Origin of the sequence: Desulforamulus aeronauticus DSM 10349, assembly GCF_900142375.1 — a bacterium.
Classification (GTDB): Bacteria; Bacillota; Desulfotomaculia; order Desulfotomaculales; family Desulfotomaculaceae; genus Desulfotomaculum; species Desulfotomaculum aeronauticum.
Map to the genome: position 1 here is coordinate 186662 of NZ_FRAR01000006.1, position 22111 is coordinate 208772.

At 44.5% G+C, this 22111-nt stretch carries 19 protein-coding genes, 3 riboswitches and 1 other annotated feature; of the genes, 3 read left to right on the forward strand and 16 right to left on the reverse strand.

What is annotated here, in order from left to right; genetic code table 11:
* Nucleotides 1–71: 71 nt before the first annotated feature.
* From gcvPB to gcvT, 4 genes are read right to left on the reverse strand one after another with little or no spacing between them, the layout of a single operon-like run.
* Nucleotides 72–1526: an aminomethyl-transferring glycine dehydrogenase subunit GcvPB gene (gene gcvPB, locus BUA78_RS03285; protein ID WP_072910932.1), complete on the reverse strand. Its 1455-nt coding sequence runs from the start codon at nucleotides 1524–1526 to the stop codon at nucleotides 72–74.
* Nucleotides 1523–2860, reverse strand: a complete 1338-nt coding sequence (gene gcvPA, locus BUA78_RS03290; RefSeq protein WP_072910944.1) for an aminomethyl-transferring glycine dehydrogenase subunit GcvPA — start codon at nucleotides 2858–2860, stop codon at nucleotides 1523–1525. The genes gcvPB and gcvPA overlap by 4 nt, the downstream gene beginning before the upstream one ends.
* Nucleotides 2861–2879: 19 nt before the next feature.
* Nucleotides 2880–3263 (reverse strand): glycine cleavage system protein GcvH, encoded by a 384-nt coding sequence (gene gcvH / locus BUA78_RS03295; protein ID WP_072910946.1) that lies wholly within the window; start codon nucleotides 3261–3263, stop codon nucleotides 2880–2882.
* A 3-nt stretch (nucleotides 3264–3266) separates the two neighbouring features.
* Nucleotides 3267–4364 carry a glycine cleavage system aminomethyltransferase GcvT gene (gene gcvT / locus BUA78_RS03300; protein WP_072910948.1) on the reverse strand — a complete coding sequence of 366 codons (1098 nt, stop codon included), beginning with the start codon at nucleotides 4362–4364 and terminating at the stop codon, nucleotides 3267–3269.
* A gap of 180 nt (nucleotides 4365–4544) precedes the next feature.
* Nucleotides 4545–4651: riboswitch (glycine riboswitch) on the reverse strand.
* Between the two features lie 403 nt (nucleotides 4652–5054).
* On the opposite strand from gcvT, the gene BUA78_RS03305 reads away from it, so the two are divergent.
* Nucleotides 5055–5243: an alpha/beta-type small acid-soluble spore protein gene (locus tag BUA78_RS03305; protein ID WP_274377368.1), complete on the forward strand. Its 189-nt coding sequence runs from the start codon at nucleotides 5055–5057 to the stop codon at nucleotides 5241–5243.
* An 80-nt stretch (nucleotides 5244–5323) separates the two neighbouring features.
* A complete protein-coding gene (locus tag BUA78_RS03310; protein WP_072911011.1) occupies nucleotides 5324–5728 on the forward strand; it encodes a VOC family protein in 405 nt (134 codons plus the stop codon).
* A gap of 74 nt (nucleotides 5729–5802) precedes the next feature.
* Here BUA78_RS03310 and BUA78_RS03315 read toward each other — a convergent pair whose 3' ends face one another.
* The 7 genes from BUA78_RS03315 to BUA78_RS03345 form a co-directional block, all read right to left on the reverse strand.
* Nucleotides 5803–6921 (reverse strand): MBL fold metallo-hydrolase, encoded by a 1119-nt coding sequence (locus BUA78_RS03315; protein WP_072910951.1) that lies wholly within the window; start codon nucleotides 6919–6921, stop codon nucleotides 5803–5805.
* A 341-nt stretch (nucleotides 6922–7262) separates the two neighbouring features.
* Nucleotides 7263–8087 carry a formate dehydrogenase accessory protein FdhE gene (locus tag BUA78_RS03320; protein WP_072911012.1) on the reverse strand — a complete coding sequence of 275 codons (825 nt, stop codon included), beginning with the start codon at nucleotides 8085–8087 and terminating at the stop codon, nucleotides 7263–7265.
* Nucleotides 8088–8120: 33 nt separating this feature from the next.
* Entirely contained in the window at nucleotides 8121–9284 is a 1164-nt protein-coding gene (gene nrfD / locus BUA78_RS03325) for an NrfD/PsrC family molybdoenzyme membrane anchor subunit (protein ID WP_072910952.1), read from the reverse strand.
* 45 nt (nucleotides 9285–9329) lie between these two features.
* Nucleotides 9330–10142 (reverse strand): 4Fe-4S dicluster domain-containing protein, encoded by an 813-nt coding sequence (locus BUA78_RS03330; protein ID WP_072910954.1) that lies wholly within the window; start codon nucleotides 10140–10142, stop codon nucleotides 9330–9332.
* A 31-nt stretch (nucleotides 10143–10173) separates the two neighbouring features.
* Nucleotides 10174–13263 carry a formate dehydrogenase-N subunit alpha gene (gene fdnG / locus BUA78_RS03335; RefSeq protein ID WP_084082288.1) on the reverse strand — a complete coding sequence of 1030 codons (3090 nt, stop codon included), beginning with the start codon at nucleotides 13261–13263 and terminating at the stop codon, nucleotides 10174–10176.
* Between the two features lie 115 nt (nucleotides 13264–13378).
* Entirely contained in the window at nucleotides 13379–13879 is a 501-nt protein-coding gene (gene mobB / locus BUA78_RS03340; protein WP_072910955.1) for a molybdopterin-guanine dinucleotide biosynthesis protein B, read from the reverse strand.
* A 63-nt stretch (nucleotides 13880–13942) separates the two neighbouring features.
* Nucleotides 13943–15175, reverse strand: a complete 1233-nt coding sequence (locus tag BUA78_RS03345; protein WP_072910957.1) for a molybdopterin molybdotransferase MoeA — start codon at nucleotides 15173–15175, stop codon at nucleotides 13943–13945.
* Between the two features lie 443 nt (nucleotides 15176–15618).
* On the opposite strand from BUA78_RS03345, the gene BUA78_RS03350 reads away from it, so the two are divergent.
* Entirely contained in the window at nucleotides 15619–16227 is a 609-nt protein-coding gene (locus BUA78_RS03350; protein WP_072910958.1) for a helix-turn-helix domain-containing protein, read from the forward strand.
* A gap of 111 nt (nucleotides 16228–16338) precedes the next feature.
* On the opposite strand, the gene BUA78_RS03355 is transcribed toward BUA78_RS03350, so the two are convergent.
* From BUA78_RS03355 to BUA78_RS03375, 5 genes are all read right to left on the reverse strand, one after another.
* The gene (locus BUA78_RS03355) at nucleotides 16339–16578 is read right to left on the reverse strand and encodes a hypothetical protein (protein WP_072910960.1); all 240 of its coding nucleotides are present in this window, start codon (nucleotides 16576–16578) and stop codon (nucleotides 16339–16341) included.
* 119 nt (nucleotides 16579–16697) lie between these two features.
* A riboswitch (molybdenum cofactor riboswitch) is annotated at nucleotides 16698–16815 on the reverse strand.
* 39 nt (nucleotides 16816–16854) lie between these two features.
* A riboswitch (molybdenum cofactor riboswitch) is annotated at nucleotides 16855–16973 on the reverse strand.
* Nucleotides 16974–17267: 294 nt separating this feature from the next.
* A complete protein-coding gene (gene ileS, locus BUA78_RS03360) occupies nucleotides 17268–20060 on the reverse strand; it encodes an isoleucine--tRNA ligase (RefSeq protein WP_072910961.1) in 2793 nt (930 codons plus the stop codon).
* A gap of 50 nt (nucleotides 20061–20110) precedes the next feature.
* Nucleotides 20111–20339: a binding site (T-box leader), on the reverse strand.
* Nucleotides 20340–20418: 79 nt separating this feature from the next.
* Complete coding sequence (locus BUA78_RS03365) at nucleotides 20419–20970, reverse strand: DivIVA domain-containing protein (RefSeq protein ID WP_072910963.1); 552 nt, start codon at nucleotides 20968–20970, stop codon at nucleotides 20419–20421.
* A gap of 92 nt (nucleotides 20971–21062) precedes the next feature.
* Nucleotides 21063–21854, reverse strand: a complete 792-nt coding sequence (locus tag BUA78_RS03370; RefSeq protein ID WP_072910964.1) for a YlmH family RNA-binding protein — start codon at nucleotides 21852–21854, stop codon at nucleotides 21063–21065.
* On the reverse strand, nucleotides 21855–22109 hold the full coding sequence (locus BUA78_RS03375) for a YggT family protein (protein ID WP_072910966.1): 255 nt from the start codon (nucleotides 22107–22109) through the stop codon (nucleotides 21855–21857). It abuts the gene before it with no gap.
* Between the last annotated feature and the right edge of the window lie 2 nt (nucleotides 22110–22111).

Here is a 22111-nt window from a genome sequence, read left to right on the forward strand (position 1 = left end):
GGCCCTTTGCCTGACCGTCACAGTATATCATAGCTAAGCTTTTCCGAGCAACTGGCTGCCTGTCTCTTTTCTTATTCGGGAAGCCAGCCCAGCACAGGCTTACGAGCAGCTGTTACCTCGTCTAACCGTCGTACCGGTGTGGTATAGGGTGCTTGCTTTACCAGTTCAGGGTTTTCCTTGGCCTCTTCTAAAACTTTGATAAAATTATCAGCAAATTGATCCAAGGTTTCTTTACTCTCAGTCTCCGTTGGCTCTAGCATAATAGCTTCCTCCACAATCAGGGGGAAGTAAACGGTGGGGGGATGATAGCCGTAATCCAGCAGGCGTTTCGCTATGTCCAAGGTTTTAACTCCCTGCTCTGTTAATTCTTGGGGAGGAGAGGCAACAAATTCGTGCATGCACACCCTTTGATAGGGGATTCTCACGTGCGTCGCTAACCTCTTCATAAGATAGTTGGCATTTAACACCGCATATTCGGACACTTCTTTTAAACCTCGACCACCTAAGGCACGCAGGTAGGTATAGGCCTTTACCACAACGGAAAAGTTACCATTGAAAGCCTTCACCCGACCAATAGACTGGGGGCGATTTTCATCCAGTTGATAATGTTCCCCTTCCTTGGTGACTACGGGCTTTGGCAAGAAGGGGGCTAAGGCTTCTTTAACCCCTACCGGTCCGGCACCAGGCCCGCCACCACCGTGGGGAGTAGCAAAGGTCTTATGCAAGTTTAAGTGAACTACATCAAAACCCATATCTCCCGGACGGGCATAACCCATGACCGCATTTAAATTGGCCCCATCGTAATAGAGCAAACCACCTGCTGCGTGTACTAAATCAGCAATGGCCTTGATTTTATCTTCGAATAATCCCAGGGTGCTGGGGTTGGTTAGCATTAAGGCGGCCACATCAGGACCTATTACTTGTTTTAATGCCTCAATATCAACATTGCCCCGCTCATCGGACTTCACTTCCACCACTTTAAATCCACAAAGAGCGGCAGTGGCAGGGTTGGTACCATGGGCAGAATCCGGTACGATAACTTTATTACGACTGGTTTCTCCTTTACTCTCCAAATAGGCCTTGATGGTTAACATGCCGGTCATTTCCCCATGGGCACCGGCTGCCGGTTGCAGGGTAAAGGCATCCATACCCGTAAGCTCAGCTAAATCCTGCTGGGTTTCGTACATGAGTTGTAAGGCACCTTGGACCAGCTCCTCGGGTTGGTAGGGATGCAAATTAGCAAACCCATCCAGTGCCGCCGCATCTTCGGCCACCTTGGGATTATACTTCATGGTGCAGGAACCCAGTGGATAAAAACCTACGTCCACACCAAAATTTAGGCGGGACAACCGTACAAAGTGACGGACAGCATCCAACTCGCTAACTTCCGGTAAGGGGGCTTGCCGTTCCCGTAGATATGCCTCCGGTAAAAGTTGATCCAGGGATACCTCGGGTACGTCGTTGTCTGCAAAGGTTACCCCCTGGCGTCCCGGGGAACCCAGTTCAAAGATTAATTTTTCGGTCATGAGAGTGCCCCCAATCGATCCACCAGCAGATCAATTTCCCGCCGGCTTCTTTTCTCGGTTACGCATAATAGGATGTGCCCAGCCAGTTCGGGGTAGTAACGCCCTAAATCGAAACCGCCCATGATGTTGTATTTTAGTAATTCTTGATTAATTTTCTCAGGAGCTATCGGTGTCTTGATAACAAACTCTTTAAAGGTTGGGCCTGACCAAACTTCGTAGCCAGGTAGCTTAGCCAGCAGGTTTTTGGCATAAGCCGCCTTCTGGAGGCAAAGCTCTGCCACCGTCGTTAATCCCTGCCTACCTATAAGGCTTACATAAACAGTTGCTGCCAGGGCACAGAGTGCCTGGTTGGAACAAATATTAGAGGTAGCCTTATCTCGCCGAATATGCTGCTCCCGTGCTTGCAAGGTTAAGACAAAGGCCCGTTTGCCATCAACATCCACGGTTTGCCCCACGATACGTCCGGGCATTTTTCTTAGATATTTTTCCTTACAGGCTAAAAAGCCAAGGTAAGGACCCCCGTAGGAAAGAGGCAGCCCCAGAGACTGACCCTCTCCCACCACAATATCCGCCCCGCATTGTCCTGGGGCTTTTAGTAAACCCAGAGCAATGGGATCGGCGCAAACCACCAGCAAGGCCCCCACTGCGTGGGCTGCCTCGGCCAGCTTAGTCAGGTCTTCGATGCCGCCGAAAAAGGTAGGATACTGTACTAGTAGGGCAGCGGTATTTTTATCTAACAAGGCTACTGCATCCTCCAAAGAGGTTACTCCCCCTAGGTAGGGGGCCTCTACCAGGTTGATACCGGGTCCGTAGAGGTACGTTTTTACAACATCCCGATATTCTGGATGAACAGCAGAGGAAATCACTACCCGGTGCCGCTTGGTGGCTGCACAAGCCATGAGCGCTGCCTCGGCCAGGGCACTGGCCCCGTCATACATGGAAGCATTGGCAGCATCCATGTCCGTCAGCAAACGAATTATACTTTGGTATTCATAGATAGACTGGAGAACTCCCTGGCTGATCTCTGGTTGATAAGGAGTATACGCGGTATAAAACTCTGCCCGGCCTAAGATATGTTTTACCGCACTGGGGACATAATGATCATAGGCACCTGCTCCTAAAAAACAAATGCTCTCCTCCACTCCCGTGTTCTGCTTGGCTAAGGAGGCCAGATGCCTGGCAAGATCCCGTTCGGTCAGACCCCCAGCCACCCTCAGTTCACGGTTAAGCCTGATATCCGGGGGAATATCTTGAAATAGCTGATCTGTGTGCTCAATGCCAATGAACTCCAACATCTGTTGTCGCTCAGCATCGGTATGGGGAATAAATCTCACGCTTACCAACCTTCTTCCCTTAGGCTTCTTCCACCATCTTTTGATATTGTTCGGCATCCATTAGGTTTTCCAACTGAGACACATCGGATATTTCTACCACAATCATCCAACCCTGACCGTAAGGCTCCCGATTAACCAATTCAGGAGAGTCCGCTAAGGCTTCATTTACTTCTACTACCTTACCACTTACCGGTGCATAGAGGTCGCTGGCAGTTTTCACAGATTCTACTACGCCGAAGGTGTCTTCTACTTCCAGACTTTCTCCCACAGAGGGTAGTTCAACGAAAACGATATCTCCTAAAGAATCCTGGGCAAAATCGGTAATTCCTATCACCGCTCTGCTTCCTTCTACCCTAATCCATTCATGCTCTTTACTGTACTTTAAATCTGCTTGTAATTTCATAACTTATACCCCCCGTTTGTAAAATGGTTTTGGTACTATCCGCGCTTTGACAGGCTTATTGCGAATCATTACATCCACTTCGCTGCCAGACTCTGCATACTGAGCCAATACATAGGCCAAGCCAAGGTTTTTAGCCAGAGTCGGGGCAAAGGTACCGGACGTTACCCAGCCAATTTCTTGCCCTTCTTTTTGCAGGAGATAGCCCTGACGGGGAATGCCTCGTTCAATCATTTCTAAACCCACCAGCCTGTGGCTAATTCCTGCTTTTTCTTTGCTAAGGGCTTCCCGACCAATAAAATCAGGTTTGTTTAACTTCACTGTCCAACCTAAACCAGCCATCAGAGGCGAGATTTCGTCGGTCAGTTCATGTCCGTAGAGAGCCAGACAGGCTTCAAAGCGCAGGGTATCCCTGGCCCCCAAACCCACTGGTTGAACACCCTCCCCCTGCCCTGCCGTTAGGATAGCATGCCAGAGAGTTTCTGCATGTTCGGAGGCAAAATACAACTCAAAACCGTCCTCCCCCGTGTAACCTGTACGGGAAATAAGACATTGTACCCCTTCTACCAAACCGTAAACAAAACAAAAATACTTAATTTCATTCAGATTAATGGCGGTAAGCCTTTGTAAAACCTTTTCAGCAACGGGTCCTTGCAGAGCCAATTGGCAAGTCACTTCAGACACATTTTGCATCGTGACATCCTCTTGGTCCACAGCCTGATTCTGAAGCCAGCGATAATCTTTATCAATATTAGAAGCATTAACAACCAACAGGTACCGATTGTGCTCCAATTGGTACACCAGTAAATCATCAATGGTACCCCCCGCGGGGTTACACAGGGGTGAATATAGAGCACAGCCAGGCTTCAATCGCTCGACATCGTTAGTGATTAGTCTTTGCAGCAGATTCCTGGCACCTACCCCAGCAATTTCGATTTCCCCCATATGGGAAACATCAAATAAACCGGCTGCAGTCCTCACAGCCTGATGTTCTTTCAGTATTCCTTCATACTGAATTGGCATTTGCCAACCGCCAAATTCAACCATTTTAGCCCCGGCAGCTAGGTGAGCATCATAAAGAGGCGTACGCTTCAGTATAGACACACCCTCCACCTCCTTTGTCATAGTATGTTCCGGGTAAGAATTCTTTACCAGAATACAAAAAGGACAGAATTATACCACGCTGGTATAGCTCTGTCCTTTTAACCTGAAAGATGACCTCTATTCCTAGAGGCTTCCCCTTTGGTGTCCCACATTATTAATAGGTGGGAACTCTCCAGAGTACGTCTGGCCGCAGTCCTTTTGCCTGAGAGTTTAAACGGTTACCACAGCACGGTAAGCCCTCGTGCTCCTTCGGCGCCCTCTTTTCGGGTCTCTCCCACAGCCATCATCCGTAAGTATTCAATTATCCGATAAAGATAAGTTTCTGTTACAACTTAAAAAATCCTTGTAAGTAAAAAAAATTTTTTCAGATTAGTAAAAATTATTAATCCTACGCTATCATATGTCGTTAAAACTTGAATCATTGATAAATATTTCTGCCAATCCAGGAAATAATGATACCAGCCGGTTTTATCATTCATAAACTTGCCCTCTGGATAGCTCCGTCACTCTCTGTGGGTCTTAGAGGACGAGGTTCCTTGGGAGTTATGGTGATAAACCGGTAAAAGAAGCCTCCCTTTTTCGGGGGGGTTTCTTGTTCCTAAGGAGGCGACAGATATGGAAATCAGCCAAGAGACAAAATCTAGCAGACAAAATAAAAGACCTGATAAAAAAGAAAAGAAGCCTACACCAATGGATTTATTAAAATTAGAGATCGCTGGAGAATTGGGCCTTAGTGATAAAGTGAAGCAAGAAGGCTGGGGAGGTTTGACTTCTGCCGAATCTGGACGCATCGGGGGTATTATTACACAGCGAGCCAAAAAAGGGCTTATTGATTTGACCGCCCTCAGAAGCACTAACTCTTCGGAAACTCCACTCTAATTTTCTACCCCTAAATCCCTTTCACTATGATATATTGTAACCTACATTTTAATTTGAAAAAGAGGATGCTGAGAGATCACATGAAAAATTCACACCCAAAAATCACTCCGTTTTTAATGTTCACTGGTAAAGCTGAAGAGGCCATGAATTTTTACACCTCTCTATTTGACCAATCAGAAATAATTCATATAACTCGTTATGGACCAAACGAAGCTGGTGTTGAGGGATCCGTATTACACGCTACATTTTCCCTAAAAGGACAAATGTTTATGTGTATTGATAGTAGTGTTAAACATGCATTTACGTTTACTCCTGCAACATCTCTGTATGTAACGTGTAATACTGAAGAAGAGGTAACTAGGCTCTTTGAGCAATTATCTCAAGATGGCAAAGTTTTAATGCCGCTAGGAGCGTATCCCTTTAGCGAAAAATTTTGTTGGATTGAAGATAGATATGGTTTGTCGTGGCAATTAAGCCTTGGGTAAGGCTCACTATCATAATTACCTACATTATGCAGCCAAGCAGTATCTTATTTATAACAAATGATTGCCTAATCCTCTCAATTCATCCCTTCCCACCAGGGAGCAAAAACTTGCTGCTCATTGGCAAGCTCTACTAGCTCGCCGATCATTGGCGTAAGCAGCCTATAGTCCTTATTCTGACTGGCAGCATTGATTCGTTGAAATGGTTCGTCCCATGGATGATTGGCAATGGTGAACTTGCCTGCATGCCCCGGTAGCAAGGCCTTGGCCTTCAGGTCTTCGGTCGCCTGGGCTGCTTCCTCCGACATCATGTGTATATAGGGCCAATTTTTGTCATACTGACCATTCTCCATAATGGCAAGATCAAACCCTTGAAAAGTTTCTCCAATTTGCTTAAAATGCGGTCCGTAGCCACCGTCGCCGCTAAAAAATATCCGGTGCTCAGGGGTTACTAGAGCCAGGCTTGTCCACAACGTCTTATTTCTGGTCAGCATACGCCCGGAAAAATGCCGGGCTGGCAGCACATGAACAGTGAAATCATTTTCCAACTTTACTGCAGTAAACCAATCTGCTTCATGGACTATATTCGCTGCAAAGCCCCACTCTTCAAAATATGAGCCTACTCCTAAACCACAGATCACATTTCTGATTTTTGGTTTTAGGGAAATAACCGTGGGGTAATCCAAGTGATCCCAATGATCATGCGAAATGAGCAGGTAATCGATGATTGGTATGTCATCTGCTGTATATGGATTGGTTCCTTTAAAAGCTTTGTTGGCAAAGGAAACAGGTGCTGCAGAAGGGCTAAACACCGGGTCAATCAAAATCCGTTTGCCCCCGAGCTGCACAAAGTAGGAAGAATGACCCAGCCAGATAACTACATCCTCGTCTTTATCCAAAGCCATAATATCTGTCTTTATGGAAGGAATGTCGTCTACCGGCACCAGACGTTCTTTTTTGACGAAAAGAAAATTCCACAATGTAGAAAAGAGATTGTCTCCAATAATTTCGGGTGTAGGAAGTAAATTCTGAAATTGCCCGCCAGCGTAATGCGGTGAATTCTTGATTCGTTCAAGTCGTGCACCTGCCGGCAGGGTGCCAAATTTAGGATGCTGCAGATAAAGACCTATGCTTAAAGCTATTACAACAATAATTATTAAGGAAACTAACAACACTTTTCCGAACCGTCCTTTCATACTTATAAGCCTCCTGGTATCCGCTAGCATATCATTTTGGGCCAAAACTATCCATCAACAGATAATACACTAAGCACATAAGAAAATTTTCCATGGCACTAATCAAAAAATTCTTCTTCCACACCTGTGGTTTATCACCCTGATCCTATCCAAAGAGATGCTAACTTATTACTTAAAATAAGTCTAGCATTTGAAGTTAAGTTCAAGTCAAGTATTTTTTCGGTAGTCCAGTTTCCTGCGCTTCCCTTACAAAAAGAAGTAGAAAAACATAAAGGTCAACAAACAAAAAAAATCCCCCAACAGAAGGGGGAAACAAGCAGGCGCGCTTGTAATATTATTATTTAGCGGGTAATAACCCCACTAAAGCAGTAATCTTTATGATTACCCCTCTGGTATCCCTCCGCTTGCGCTATTTCATCCAATGCAGTGGTGGCTAAATCCTCACAAAGCAGATCAACTTCTCCACATTCCCGCTCATCCACCGTTTTTAAATAGCGCTTACATTTATCGCATAGATACACACGGTATTGTTTGTTTTCATCAATCGCAATAAAGGAAGCTTCTGAAGCACCCTCCTCCTCGCAATAGGGGCAGCCCAATCGTTCAAAATGCCAATTCATTTCACAACGCTCGCAATATAGCTCACGATGCCCATCTTTACCGGTAAGCTTAGCCAGAGTTGGCTGATCTCCACAAATCGGGCAGTATCCCTTCCGCCAGTTACTTATTTTAACCTGACTTAGTACCATGTCCCCATATTTCTTTAAAAGGGGTTTAAAGGCGTTGGCGGCAATGAACTCCAACAGACCTGAAGGAGCTTTTATCTCTTCGGGAACTTTAAAATTTTTACCTTTCACTCGGAACAAAGACACTATTAATTCTTCCCTTTGCCCCTGGGATAATTCTTCCAGGCCTTTTAAAAACTCTTCCGTTACTGGCTTTGGCCCAACCTGCCACCTTTGACAGGCTTTTGCCACCGAGTAAAAATGTGTAAATACACCGGCTGCCTCGATTTCCGGCGGGGCTATAGCCAGGGCCGCTTGGCCCTGGCTCCACTGTTGCATTTGTTCGGAGTCAAAACTAACTGTAAACTCCAAGAATGGCTTATCTTTTTCCAGATCCATTAGCTCGAGATAAAAATCCGCCAATCTCTTTATGCGATCCATTGTCTCCACTAGAGCAACTCCTTTAGTATCTGTTTACGTACTTGCCCCCTGGTGATCCTCGTGTACTAAAATGTTAAAGTTTTCAGCAATAAAGCAATATACTAAACAACCAATGGAGATCAAACCAATACTAACTGCCCATTCCATGATGGAAGGGAAATACCAACCACCAAGGGCGGCGGACATTCCGGTAAACACCACATTCATGCGGTTGAAAATTAGCCCCCCGCTGACCAATATACCAAAGGTGATTAAACCCTTCCTTGTATTGCTCATGCTACTAAAAGCGATGTAGACCGGGATCATAACTCCCAAGATAATCTCTGCCATAAACATATTTCCTTCTAAATTCCCTGCAAAGATCAGGTTAACAACTCCCCTAGCAGCCAGATCATAGAACTTCAATCCAAGATACAGAATCATAAACACACCGGCTATCCGTACCAATCCACGTAAAACAGAAATTGGCACTTCATGTTTGAAAGCCTTACCCGCCAAGGCTGTTTCAACACAAATCATAGCGGGTCCTACAAAGAAGGAAGACATTAGGAACATTAAACCAATATATGGAGACCACCATAGTGGGTATAGCTTATCAACCATAATGACATACAGTGCGCCAAGAGAGGACTGGTGCAGGGTAGGGAAAATAATTCCCAAGACCATCAATACAGGTAAGGCCTTTTTAAAGAAATTATGATATTTGGTACCAACCTTTTCGGTGACGATTTCACCAAATTCCAGTACCTGCACGGTGGTATAACAGGATACACACCAGAAAACTTCAAAGAGCACCGAGGTATGACCCCAGGATACAAAGGGTCGCCAAAAGTTAAACCATTGACCAATATCCATAAACAAACCAGCCATAACTAATAGGTAACCCAGCAGTGAAGTTAACATAGCGCTACGGGCAATGGCAAGATACTTGTTTCTATGCAGTACGTGCACGATAATGGCCGTACCGTACCCCCCACCTGCCAACGCAACACCGGTCAGAACATCAAAGCCAATCCATAGGCCCCAGGGCCACTGATCATTAAGATTGGTAGCGCTTCCTAAACCAGTAGCCAGTCGGTAAAGCATACATACCACACCGAGGCCAGCCAACAGGATTAATATTTTGCGGGCAGTGGTCATCGTAAATTTCCATTTATATGCAGCTATTTCTTGAAACAACCCTTTATCTGCCGACATTGTTTTCCCCCCTAATAACCATTTGGTTTGCCATTTATCCGTTGCCTACAGGTGAACATCTTTGTTATCGCTTTCGGAAGCGACTTGTTCACGCCGTTTTGTATAATGATACAGAACGGTCAGTAAAGTACCCCAACCCACCGCAATAATCGGTGTATACTTCAGGAAGTCGTGAGAGTACTCGGGTAACGGTCTGGTACCCAGATTGGGACGGAAGCCAAAGTCTTCAAAGGGCACATCGGAAATATATAGCCAGGAGGTTCCACCGGCTTCTTTTTCCCCCAATACCTTTTTAATATAGGAAGGGTCACTATTGATTCTGTTCCAGGCTTCTTTTAACAACTCATCCCGCTCACCATAAACGAGAGCCCCGGTTATACAAGTATCCACACAGGCTGGTGGTTTACCATAGCTCAAGCGATCATATTTATCCTGGGGATCAAAGCAAAATTGGCACTTGGCAATCAACGGGAAGGTCTTTTCCCACTCATACTTAGGAATATCGAAGGGACAAGCCAACATGCAGTAACGGCAACCAACACAAAGGTGCGGATGGTATATTACTGCACCAGTCTTGGGGTCCTTCTCCAAGGCTTTGGCAAAACATGCCGATACACAAGCCGGGTGTTGGCAATGCATGCATTGCTTCTTAGCCGAGCGAATTTTATATTCACCAGCCATTTCCACCACTTTAAATTTGACAACGGTATAGGTATCACCATCCATATCCGGTGGCCCAGTTAAACCATCTACAAACTCGGGAATTTTAGCAGGTAGATCATTCCATTGTTTGCAGGAAACCTGACAGGCTTTACAGCCGATACATTTTGTTATATCCACAAGGACTCCCTTGGCCATTTATTACACCTCCAATAAAAACTTGCTAGTTTCAACTCTTGTTTGCCTTTCTTACATTGCAAAGAAATGCTTTGTATTCCGGTATGTTACTGTTCGGATCACCCACCGAGGGAGTCAAATCATTGGCCGAGGCACCTGTGGCTATACCCATAAAGCCCCAGGAGTAAGGCATAGATATCACTTCGGTTTCTTTGCCGTTGACCATTAGCGGCACACAGACACCGTTAACAGCCGCCTTACAAGTGATTTGGCCCCGAACAGATTCCACAATAACATCATCACCATTCTTAACCCCAATTTTTTGGGCTAAACTAGGTGAAATGTTAACAAACATATGAGCTGAAATTTCAGCTAAGGAGGGACAATTCCGTGTGGTTGCACCACTTTGGTAATGTTCTACCAGATGAACAGTAATGGCCACACAGGGATATTTCTCGCTACCAATTTCTGCTATTTTGCTAAATAAACCGGTCTTAAAGGTAAGTGCCATAGGGTTATTTTGTTGCTGAGAGATAAGATTTCTAAAGGGACTTTCATAGGGTTCATAGTGTTCCGGCAATGGGCCGTCACTTAAGCCCTTGACCGCAAATAAGCGCCCATGACCATCCTCGGACATAATATAGGCATCCACAGCCGACTTCTCCGGTGGCACCGGAATAGGAGGGTCACTGGGATTAGGTGCTGGTTCTGTGGCCTTAAAGTCGGGTACGTCTGGGATTACCCATTTGCCCGCCAGTGCATCCCATCTGGCATAGGGCTTCTGGGGATTCCAAGGGTTGCCCGCAGGGTCGGCAGAACAACGGTTGTAAGCAATACGGCGGTTAGCTGGCCAGGAAAAGGCATATTGCGGGAAAACTCCCATGCCAGAGGGATCTTTGTTGATGCGGCGTTTACAAGCCGGCACCTTGGCATCCTTATCCTCAAACCAATAGCCACTGAGAACCCAGTTGCCGCAAGCCGTGGAACCATCCGCTGCTAACTTAGCAAAACCCGATAGCACATTGCCGGTGGCAACCTCGTAGCCGTTAATTTCTTTAGCTACCTTGGCAATATCCGGTTCTTCTTCACCCGGCAGATCATAATCCCAGACCATATTTAATACTGGATCAGGGAATTTACCACCCTTTTGATATTCTTTGCGGATGGTATTAAACAAGTTATAGAACATCCAGAGGTCGGATTTAGCTTCCCCGGGCGGATTAACAGCCTTATAACGCCACTGCATCCAGCGCCCGGCATTGGTAACCGAGCCTTCCTTTTCAAAGGACATGGCCGCCGGCAAAAGGAATACTTCGGTCTTGATCTTACTTGGATCAGCCCCTGGTCGTTTCCAAAAAGCTGCTGTTTCAATTTCAAAAATATCATAAACCACCAGCCACTCCAAATTTTCCATGGCTTGGTTGGCTTGGATAGTGGAGGGTCCGCCAACGGAGGGGTTCTGACCGGCTACAAAAAATCCCTTAACTTCACCTGTGTCCATGTAATTGAATAAACTCATATAGGAGCGATTTTTTCCGTCATGTTTAGGCAGCCAATCATAACAAAAATCATTTTCTGGGGTTGCTTTATCCCCGTACCATGCCTTTAACTGACTGATTAAAAACTTAGGTTTATTAGACCAATATCCCGTGGGGGTTTCCTTTTCAATATACTCCGCCAATGTTTTGTGTTTATTGGCGTAAACCATGCCTAGGTAACCGGGTAGATTGCCATGCAACATAGCCATATCGGTGGAACCCTGAACGTTTTGTTCACCACGCTGAGCATTGACACCACCGCCGGGAATACCCATATTGCCAAGGAGCAGTTGCAGTATGCAAAGTGCTCTGGCATTTTGTGTGCCAACGGAGTGCATGGTTATACCCATACCATAGATAACACAGCCTGCTTTATCCCGCTTGCCACTGGAAGCATACATTTCACAGACCTTTCTGTATGTATCTTCCGATGTACCAGTAATTTGACAGACAGTCTTAATATCATAGCGGCTTACATGCTTCTTGAGGATTTGGAAAACACAATTGGGATCTTGTAAGGTGGGATCCTTTTTGATGACATCGCCATCCATTTGGTATTGCCAGGTAGCGGTATCATAACTTAGTTTTCCATCAATATCTGTAAAGCCTGAGAAGACACCGTCTTCGCATTGATAATCTGGGTGTATTAAAAAGCTGGCATTGGTATAATTGAGCACATAGTCTTTAAACCAAAGATCGTTCTCAATAATATAATTCATCATGCCATTAATGAATGCAATGTCGGTACCAGGCCGTAGCCGTGCATGGACATGACACATACTGGCTGATTTACTTACCCTTGGATCAACGGCAATAAGTTGAGCACCTTTTTCCTTGGCTTTCATGGCCCATTTCATGCCCATGGGGTGGTTTTCGGCAGTATTTGAGCCAATGATTAAAATTACATCGGCATTTCTATAATCAACAAAGTGATTGGTCATAATTCCGCGTCCGAAACTGGGAGCCAGACCGGCTACCGTGGACGAGTGTCAGAGGCGGGCACAGTGTTCAATATTGAGCATGCCCAGGGCTCTGTACATTTTGTGCAATAGGTAAATCTCTTCATTATCAAGGGCTGCTGCACCAACGTGAGCCATGGCAGTTGTCCTGTTGACAGTTACGCCATGCTCATCCTTCTCCACAAAGGATTCATCACGGGTTTTCTTAACCCGCTGAGCAATCTCAGCCATAACCCAGTCCCAGCTTTTCTCTTCCCATTTACTACTACCAGGAGCACGGTAAAGGGGTTTGGTAACCCGCCGTCTGTTAGATTCACGGTTTCTTTTTTTGTTGATAACGGTATTTCCTTCAATGATGCCGTTTCCCTTAGGACAAATGGTTCCGGCATTAACTGGATGGTCTGGGTAACCTTCACAAAAGACTAAACGGTCTTCTTCGTTAGAATACAGCAATAGGCCGCAACCGCAGCCACAGAAACAACATATAGAATAGGTTTCTTTAACTTTTCTAATTTTGCCAGGTAGTTTTTCTCCGGTAATTTTACCCTGGGACTCTCCGGCTAGGGCAGGAGTAGCTACCAAAGTTAACCCGGCAGTTCCAAGGCTTATATTTTTCAAAAAATCGCGCCTATTCATCTTCCGCATGATGTACTGATCCCCCCTTGTATATATGGGACTCAAAAAATTAGTTTTAACTATTGAAATATCACTAATTGGGTCGGATTTTTTAAACCCACACTCCCTTCTTTAGATTTTACCCTCAGGAGCGCAGTTTAAATTTATCCTGCAACAAGTCTGCAACCCCTGGTGCATCATCAAGTTGGAAAACTGGCACACCTATACTCCAGGGTATATCACTTACCAACCCAATTAGTTCATCCGGAGTACACAAAAGTTCTGTGCCTCTCTCGGAACGACTGATTTCAATTTTAGGTTTATTCGATCTTTTATAACCTTCCGTTATGATAATGTCAGTATCATCACTAACTATTTCTGCAATCTGATCTAAGTTTAATTCCTCAAAAACCCTTGTAATCATGGCCATTTTTTGAGGTGAAGATATGACCACTGTATCTGCACCAGCTTGGGAGTGGCGCCAGGTATCCTTGCCTGGTTTATCAATGTCAAAGCCATGGACATCGTGTTTTATTGTACATACCTTGATATTTCTGTACTTTAGCTCTTTAATTAGTTTTTCTATAAAGGTTGTTTTGCCAGCGTCTGATTTTCCTACAACTGATACCATGGGAATGTTTGCCATTTACCCACCTCCTTATCTATTTAAAATATTTAAAATATTATGAATTATTAGAATATAACAATACTATAAAATATAGTTAGGCGATAATAATATGACCTTCACTTCTTCACCAATATTTAGTGGGCCTTTTCCCCCAGGGATATCAATAAGTGCATTGCATTGCAACATTGATTTTAAAGCCCCCGGACTCTGCGTGCCACTTGGAACAGCATGATAATAACCGTTTTTCCAGTAAACATTTGCCCGCATCATGCGTCGTTGCTTGCTTTTTTTCGTAAAGGGTTCCTCCATAATAGCCGTTACATGGGGTAAATTTACCTGTTGCAAACCACTTATTTTTTGTAAAACAGGTCTAATCAGCATATAAAAAGTAATCATAGCTGCTGCGGGATTTCCAGATAGGCCAACGATCAGGCGACCATTTTTCTCACCGCAGACAACCGGGGTTCCCGGTTTTATATTTACTTTCCAAAAAAGGGTGTTAGCCCCACTTAGGGTTATGGATTCTTTGACATAGTCTCTTTTGCCCACTGATACCCCGCCCGTGGTAATGACCATATCATTTTCCTGTAAGCAACTATCCAGCAAAAAAGCTATCTGATTCTTGTCATCAACAGTATTCCGATAGGGAACCGGCACCCCCCCTGCCTCCGTTATCTGAGCAGAAATTGCGTAGAGATTACTGTTGTATATTTTCCCTGGCGCCCTGGGTTCATCAATCCCTACTAATTCATCACCAATGGATAAGGCTGCTACTTTAGGCCTTTTAAAAACTTTTACAGTTTTTCTTCCTAAAGAAGCTAATAAGCCTATAACGGCAGGAGTAATCAGCATCCCTTTGGAAAGGATCTGCTCTCCTGCGGGAACATCGTCACCTTGATTGATAAAATTATCACCCGGTTTAAGTTGAGAAAATAGTAAGACGTTGTCTTCTACCAGTTGCGTGTCTTCTATTTTTATTACGGCATTGGCACCAGGGGGAATTGGTGCACCGGTAGCTATAGCAGCAGCTTCTCCAGATACTATGGGCCTTAACGGCAAATCACCGGCAAAGATATTTTGATTTACCCTCAGAAGGATTGGCTGTTCTTTGCTGGCGGAAATTGTATCTTCGGCTATAACAGCATATCCATCCAAAGGAGACCTATTAAAAGGAGGAAGAGAAAAACTAGTAATAATATTCTCATTTAAAACTCGTCCCAAAGCATCAATTATATCGATTTCATCAAAACCAATCGGTTTTGTATACTTCATTAAGATGGCTACTGCTTCTTCAAGTGGTATATCCCTGTACATTTTAGCTCTCCCATTTAACTTTCTTAATTTATTAAACTAAGAATACTAACTTCATAAACTAATCAACTAAATATTTTTGGATGAGCCATGTATCTTCTACTATTGTTTTTCTAAAACCCTTGTCAGAAAACTTAAAATTTGTTACTATCAGTAAGAAAATGTCCGATATTTAAAGTAAAATAAAAGTATTTGATGTATAGTGGTTTTTAACTGCTCGTTTTTTGTTTTCATTTTTTGGTTTTTTGTGTTGCTTATCCAAAATAATCTTAAGAATTTTTCATTCGCACTCTCCTTTCCCACCGATGCTTGTAAAATTATCGATTCAATTGGTATTTTTAACCTTAATAGTTAACGTCAGTATAATGCTTCTGAGACACCAAGTCAACAGCAATATGCTTCTAAGAATCGACGTTATTAATAAATACTTCTGAGAAGGAATGTATATGAGTATTTCAGAAAGATTTAAATTACTAAGGGATACCCTTGGCTTAACCCAGTCTTTGATGGCTCAGGACTTGGGCATAGATAGAAGTCATGTCGGAAATATTGAAAGTGCCTCAAAAAAGGCTTCTGATTCCTTACTAAAACATATTTGTGTTCGGTATGGTGTCTCAGAATCATGGCTGATAAACGGCGAAGGGGAGATGTTTACATCTCCCGAGGAAAGAATTAAGAAATTGGTAGAACAACTAAATAATCAGCCATCCATAAATTCTTATTACAGTTACCTGGTTAACAATAAACTGCCCCTGCAAAATAGTTTGCCGGAACACCTACAAACTCAGGCTGAGTTGTTAGAGGAAAAAAAGGAAGTTATTAGGAAGGAACTTGAGACGCGGTGGGAAAAGTCTGCCGGAACTGTGACACCAGAAAGTACCTCTTCCGTTGTCCAACAGCTACCCTCTGGTGACATAAAAGAACTCGAAGAAATGAAACAAATACTCGAAGACCTTTTTAACGCTGGCACCTCCTATAGAGAATGGGCAAAAATACAATTTAAACATGCTTTTCCGGAAAGAGTGGTTGCTCAAGCCCGAACTCAGTCACCGTGAGAGAGGCCAAAATAAACCTATAGATATAAACGCTAATCAGGCCAACACCGTGCTTTCTTTTATAACTCGGTGTTGGCCTGATTAGCGTTTATATTCTATGATGACAGATACTCAGTACCCGTCTATTCTTTTAAACGAATTTTCTTTTTCCCGCTTTAATAGGTCCACTAAAATATCCAAAGTATTAAAAAAATCATTTGACAATGGTTTCTCTGAGGCATTACAAACTAGCTCATTAGTAACGTTAATAATATTTCTGTGCACCACATCGTGCTCAATCAGTGTAGCCATATCTGCAATAACTAAGGCCAAGGTTAAAATAGCATCCGTATCACTAATCTTTGTTGTCATCCCATCGCCTCCGACCACAAAGTTAAGTCTTACTATAGTTTAATGATTACATTTCTAAACAACAAAAAAGTCGGCATATGCTCCTAAAGAAAGCAGCACAAACCAACCCTACATAACAAGGCGGAATAATGCGCTCTCCTTTCCAAAGGGAGGCTAACCCGTTTCCCGATTAACCCTATACGGCCATAGCACCATCACAACAGTATTAGGTATTATGGCTCGGAGAACTCTATCTTTATATACAAAAAAACCGCATAAAAGTGCGGTTAAAGGCATGTTTAATAAACCTACCATCCTTTCCACACGGGAGGCGCACCCGTTTCCAGGTGAACCCTAACGGCTAGAGAACCATAATCTACTATCACAGGTTCCAAAGCTCGGAGGTAACTACTTTTGTAATTTACAACTTCTGTACCAAATTTTGTTAGATTGTATTTATTATGCCAAAAAAAGTTATGTATAGCAATGATTACTTTTTGAAAAAAAACAATAATTTGACTATAATCAATAATTTATTTTTTATTCGAAAAGATGAAAAAGCATTATTAGAAAAACTTGGCTTCGCAAAGTCCTTGACGCAGGCGAAAGCCTTAGTTTTTCTTATACTTTTTAATTTCTGAAAGTGAAACAAAAATCCAGCCCCCTGAGGCTGGATTTTATAGTTTCTTGAATTTTTTTGTTGGCTTTATCTAGTAACTATGATGTTCCTTCACCACTCCCGCACACCGAGGACACAGGGTGGTGTGTTCGGTATCTTGGCCCACTGCTTCATGATACATCCAGCAGCGTTCGCACTTATCACCTTCAGCTGGAGTTACTAGCACAGCCAGCTCCAGTTCTTCTGCTCGGACTGCCTCTGCCGGTGCAGCTTTGAGCTGCTGTAGGTTTACTGTGGAAACAATGAACAGAGTAGTTAGCTCATCTGCCATCGGTTGCAACAGGTCTGCCACTTCGCCAGCGACGTAGAGATCTACTTTCGCTTCCAAAGCGTTACCGATAACTTTATTTTGGCGAGCCAGTTCCAGAGACTTTAGTACCTCTTTGCGGATTTCCTGAAACTTATCCCATTTTTTCTCCAGTTCCACATCCAGATATTCCTCATTTACTTCGGGCATATCCAGTAACTGCACACTGGCTAATCTCTCGCCAACCACTGGCATATGTTTGTAAATTTCCTCAGTGGTAAAGGCCAGTACCGGTGTCAGTAGCCGCACCAAAGCATCCAGTGCTTCGTAGAGCACGGTCTGAGCAGCCCGGCGCTCCAGGGAAGCCGGTGGTGCCGTATACAGGCGATCCTTGATGATATCCAAGTAGAAAGCGCTGAGATCCACTACACAGTAATTGTGAACAGCATGGTAAACAACGTGGAACTCGTAGTTTTCGTAGGCACTAAGTACCCGCTTAATTAACTTGTGCAGTTCCAATAGGGCTACCCGATCCAGTTCGGGCAATTTTTCATAGGTTACCTTATCTTTAGCCGGATCAAAATCATACAGATTGCCCAATAGGAACCGGGCAGTATTTCTGATCTTCCGGTAGGACTCGGTCATCTGTTTGATAATGTTAGGAGATACTGACAGATCACTGCGGTAGTCTGCAGAAGAAACCCATAACCGCAGAATATCGGCACCCATTTGGTTAATTACTTTCAGGGGATCTACCACATTCCCCAGGGACTTAGACATCTTGCGTCCCTTTTCATCCACCAGGAAACCATGGGTTAGTACAGCTTTGTAAGGTGGTTTACCAGTAACAGCCACCGAGGTGGACAGGGAAGAGTTAAACCAGCCACGGTGCTGATCGCTGCCTTCCAAATATAAGTCTGCCGGCCACTGCAGTTCCGGCCACAGCTCGGGCTGATCCAATACGGCCAAGTGACTGGAGCCGGAGTCAAACCAAACATCCATGATATCGGTTTCTTTACGGAAGTCCTTACCTTTGCCACAGCAGGGGCAGGTGAGGCCCGGTGGCACTAATTCGTTGGCGTCTTTGGCAAACCAAATGTCTGAACCATACTCTTTAAACAGTTTTTGAATATGAGCGATGGTTTCCTCGGTAATAATTTCTTTGCCGCAGTCGTTGCAGTAGAAAATGGGAATAGGCACACCCCAGGTCCTTTGACGAGAGACGCACCAGTCGCCGCGACCCTCCACCATGTTGTAAATACGGTTTTGGCCCCATTCCGGTACCCATTTAACATTACGAATGGCATTCAAGGCATCCTGACGGAAACCTTCCACCGAAGCAAACCACTGCTCCGTGGCCCGGAAAATAATGGGTTGCTTACAACGCCAGCAGTGGGGGTACTGGTGCTTAATCTGAGCATGTCCCATCAGTGCTTCCCGTTCTTTTAATTCGTCAATAATGGTTTTGTTAGCATCTAGAATAAACTGGCCGGCAAACTTGCCGCCCTCGGCAGTGAACTTACCCTTGTTGTCTATGGGAGCCAGCACAGGCAGATTGTATTTTTTCCCTACAATAAAGTCATCCTCACCATGTCCTGGAGCGGTGTGTACCGCACCGGTACCGGCCTCCAGCGTAACATGATCGCCTAAGATAATCAGGGAATCGCGCTCCACAAAGGGATGGTGGCAAACCACCCGGTCCAGCTGTTCCCCTTTATAAGTGGCCAAAATTTCTGCTTCTTCTGTTTCCATTACCTTCTTAAAGGCTGCCAGCAGTTCTTTAGCCACTACTACTTTCTGCCCCTTCACCAGCGCTAAAACGTACTCAAATTCCGGGTGTACACTAATGGCTACGTTGGCGGGCAAGGTCCAGGGAGTGGTGGTCCAAATAACCAACGCTGCATCTTCGGGCAGCACGCCCTTGCCATCTTTAACAGCGAATTTTACATAAATGGACGGTGAGGTCTTGTCGGCATACTCCACTTCCGCTTCGGCCAGGGCCGTTTCGCAACTGGCACACCAGTAAACCGGTTTTAAGCCTTTATAGATGTAGCCCTTCTTGGCCATTTCACCAAATACACGGATCTGAGTGGCTTCGTACTGAGGCAGTAAAGTAATGTAGGGACGCGCCCAGTCTCCCCGTACGCCCAAACGCTGAAATTCTTCACTTTGAATATTGACAAACTCCAAGGCATAATCTTTGCACTTTTTGCGAAACTCCACCGGATCAATCTGGTGACGGTTAATACCCAGTTGCTTGATGGCCTGTTGCTCAATGGGCAGACCATGGGTATCCCAGCCTGGGATATAGGGGGAGTCGTAACCACTCATGGAGCGGTATTTAACAATCATATCCTTCAAAACTTTATTCAAGGTATGCCCCAGGTGAATATGCCCGTTGGCATAAGGAGGACCGTCGTGCAGAATATACTTAGTCTTGCCTTGGTTCTTCTCCTGAACCTTATTGTACAGATCCATCTCTTGCCATTGTTTTAAAATTTCCGGTTCCCTTTGGGGTAAATTGCCCCGCATGGGAAACTCGGTTTGGGGCAAATTTAAGGTTTTGCTGTAATCCAATATCGTTCACTCCTGACGTTTGTTTATGCAAAATAAAAAACCCGTCCCTAAAAAGGGACGAGCTGATAACCCGCGGTACCACCCTCATGAACAGATAAAACCTGAACACTCGATACACCTTTAACGTCGATGTTAACGGCCAAACTTACTCCCCTAATCCAGGGTTTCAGTAGGCACCTCCCGGGTGATCTTCAAAGGATGGCTCTGGCCCGGCTTGCACCAATCCCGGACTCTCTGTACAGACTCCCACCAATTTACTTTCCCGTTCACTGGAGATAAGCATATTTAAACGTCATTATTATATCCAAATCTGACACAAAGGTCAATATTTCTTAAAACAGTCGGGCTTACCAGTATTCTAGGCGCTTTCTTTCTCGCCATTTTCTTCCTCAGTCACGTCCAGATTCCCCTCAACCATTGAAAGCTGAGCCTCTAAAAATGCTTTAAACTTCACCTTAAAGATATTGGCTTGTTTCTCCAGCCTGCGGTATTCCTCCAGGATAGCACCCACTCGCTCGTCGGCTATTTTTAGCATTTCTTCTGCTTTGCGAGAAGCATCGTTGACCAGCCGTTCTGCCTCTTCCTCAGCCTTCTGCTTCATGGCCTTAGCTGAAGTTTCCGCCTGCTCTAACATCATTTTTGACTCTTTTTCAGCATTGCTACGCATGTCTTCGGCACCTTTTTGGGCCATGACCAATGTCCTTTGTAACGCATCCTCAAGATCCCGGTAGTGAACAATACTTTCCTCACTTTTGCCCAGACGTTCTTTGAGTTCGTGGTTCTCCACATAAATTTTTTCATAATTTTCTTTAATTTTTTGCACCCAGGCATCTACCTGCTTTACATCGTAGCCACGCAAGGTCTTGGTAAATTCCCTGGTTTGAATTTCTAAGGGCGTTAAAACAGACATCTGAAAAACACCTCCGGTTATACCACTTTGCTGCCATTTTATACTGTTTCTACGAATCCACTTTAAGGGAACTTATTTAATGTGGATTCGTATTACAAATATCTTTTTAATACTATACCTATTCGGCCACTTTTGGTGTTTCCTTTAACCTCCGCCACCTCAACCCTGCCGCGCCCTCGCATCGAAAGTATATCTCCTGCCTTGAGCTGTGCGGCCACATCTGAGCAACTCTGCCAGTTAATACTCAGTTTTTCTGAGAGAATTTCTCTGGCAATACGGCTGCGGGAAGTGCCAAAGCCCGCTGCCGCTATAGCGTCTAACCGCAAAGAAGCTACAGTGGTATTGATCTCCTTCACTTTTAAGTCTGGTAACGTAAGCTCTGCGGGTGTTATTTCCCTTACTTCCACTTTTACTTTGTGTACCTTGGTTAGATTGGCCCTAAGATAGGCTACCACTTCCTCCGTAGCTGCCACCTGACAGCCTTCCTCAGTGACAATGAGATCTCCTATCAGTTCTCTTTTGATACCCAGACCTAGAATGGAACCTAAAAAGTCCCGGTGGTTTACCTTAACCAGTTTAAAATTACCTTCCACTGCCAATAAAGAAATCCGAAAATCCACTTCAGACTCGTCTAAATAACTTGGAAAAATGGCTGTGCGAACTCTCTCAGCGGCATCGTATCCGCCAAAGGTGGCAAAATCCAAATCGGGGATACGTTCCAGCATAGAAATGATCAGACCCGTATGGTACGGGTCATAAAAATTTGTGATGATTGGACAGTGCTGCTTGAGAACCCTTTCAACGCTGTCCAGAACCTTAGCCAGCAATGCCTTTTCCTCTGGATCGTTGAGGTGATTTAAGAAAGACTGGCGGTTCAGTTTCATTTATCTCACCAAGCCAAAGATTAAGTTCTGAATCATCCGTAACACCAGGAAAGCAACAATAGGTGAAATATCTATCATGCCCAAAGGTGGGATGATTCTTCTAAAGATGTTGAGATAAGGATCGGTCGTCTCATACAAAAAGCGAACCACCGAATTGTGAGGATTATGCGGAAACCAGGACAGCAAAATCCTGGCTAACAGCATCATCTCATAAACCCAAAAAGCAATGTTAAGAAAAGAAATGATGTTATACATAC

Excerpts from the sequence above, each read along its gene's own strand:
- gcvPB (WP_072910932.1), bottom strand. The coding sequence starts at position 1,526 with ATGACCGAAAAATTAATCTTTGAACTGGGTTCCCCGGGACGCCAGGGG.
- gcvH (WP_072910946.1), bottom strand. The coding sequence starts at position 3,263 with ATGAAATTACAAGCAGATTTAAAGTACAGTAAAGAGCATGAATGGATT.
- BUA78_RS03305 (WP_274377368.1), top strand. The coding sequence starts at position 5,055 with ATGGATTTATTAAAATTAGAGATCGCTGGAGAATTGGGCCTTAGTGAT.
- BUA78_RS03310 (WP_072911011.1), top strand. The coding sequence starts at position 5,324 with ATGAAAAATTCACACCCAAAAATCACTCCGTTTTTAATGTTCACTGGT.
- BUA78_RS03315 (WP_072910951.1), bottom strand. The coding sequence starts at position 6,921 with ATGAAAGGACGGTTCGGAAAAGTGTTGTTAGTTTCCTTAATAATTATT.
- BUA78_RS03320 (WP_072911012.1), bottom strand. The coding sequence starts at position 8,087 with ATGGATCGCATAAAGAGATTGGCGGATTTTTATCTCGAGCTAATGGAT.
- nrfD (WP_072910952.1), bottom strand. The coding sequence starts at position 9,284 with ATGTCGGCAGATAAAGGGTTGTTTCAAGAAATAGCTGCATATAAATGG.
- BUA78_RS03330 (WP_072910954.1), bottom strand. The coding sequence starts at position 10,142 with ATGGCCAAGGGAGTCCTTGTGGATATAACAAAATGTATCGGCTGTAAA.
- mobB (WP_072910955.1), bottom strand. The coding sequence starts at position 13,879 with ATGGCAAACATTCCCATGGTATCAGTTGTAGGAAAATCAGACGCTGGC.
- BUA78_RS03345 (WP_072910957.1), bottom strand. The coding sequence starts at position 15,175 with ATGTACAGGGATATACCACTTGAAGAAGCAGTAGCCATCTTAATGAAG.
- BUA78_RS03350 (WP_072910958.1), top strand. The coding sequence starts at position 15,619 with ATGAGTATTTCAGAAAGATTTAAATTACTAAGGGATACCCTTGGCTTA.
- BUA78_RS03355 (WP_072910960.1), bottom strand. The coding sequence starts at position 16,578 with ATGACAACAAAGATTAGTGATACGGATGCTATTTTAACCTTGGCCTTA.
- BUA78_RS03365 (WP_072910963.1), bottom strand. The coding sequence starts at position 20,970 with ATGTCTGTTTTAACGCCCTTAGAAATTCAAACCAGGGAATTTACCAAG.
- BUA78_RS03370 (WP_072910964.1), bottom strand. The coding sequence starts at position 21,854 with ATGAAACTGAACCGCCAGTCTTTCTTAAATCACCTCAACGATCCAGAG.
- BUA78_RS03375 (WP_072910966.1), bottom strand. The coding sequence starts at position 22,109 with ATGTATAACATCATTTCTTTTCTTAACATTGCTTTTTGGGTTTATGAG.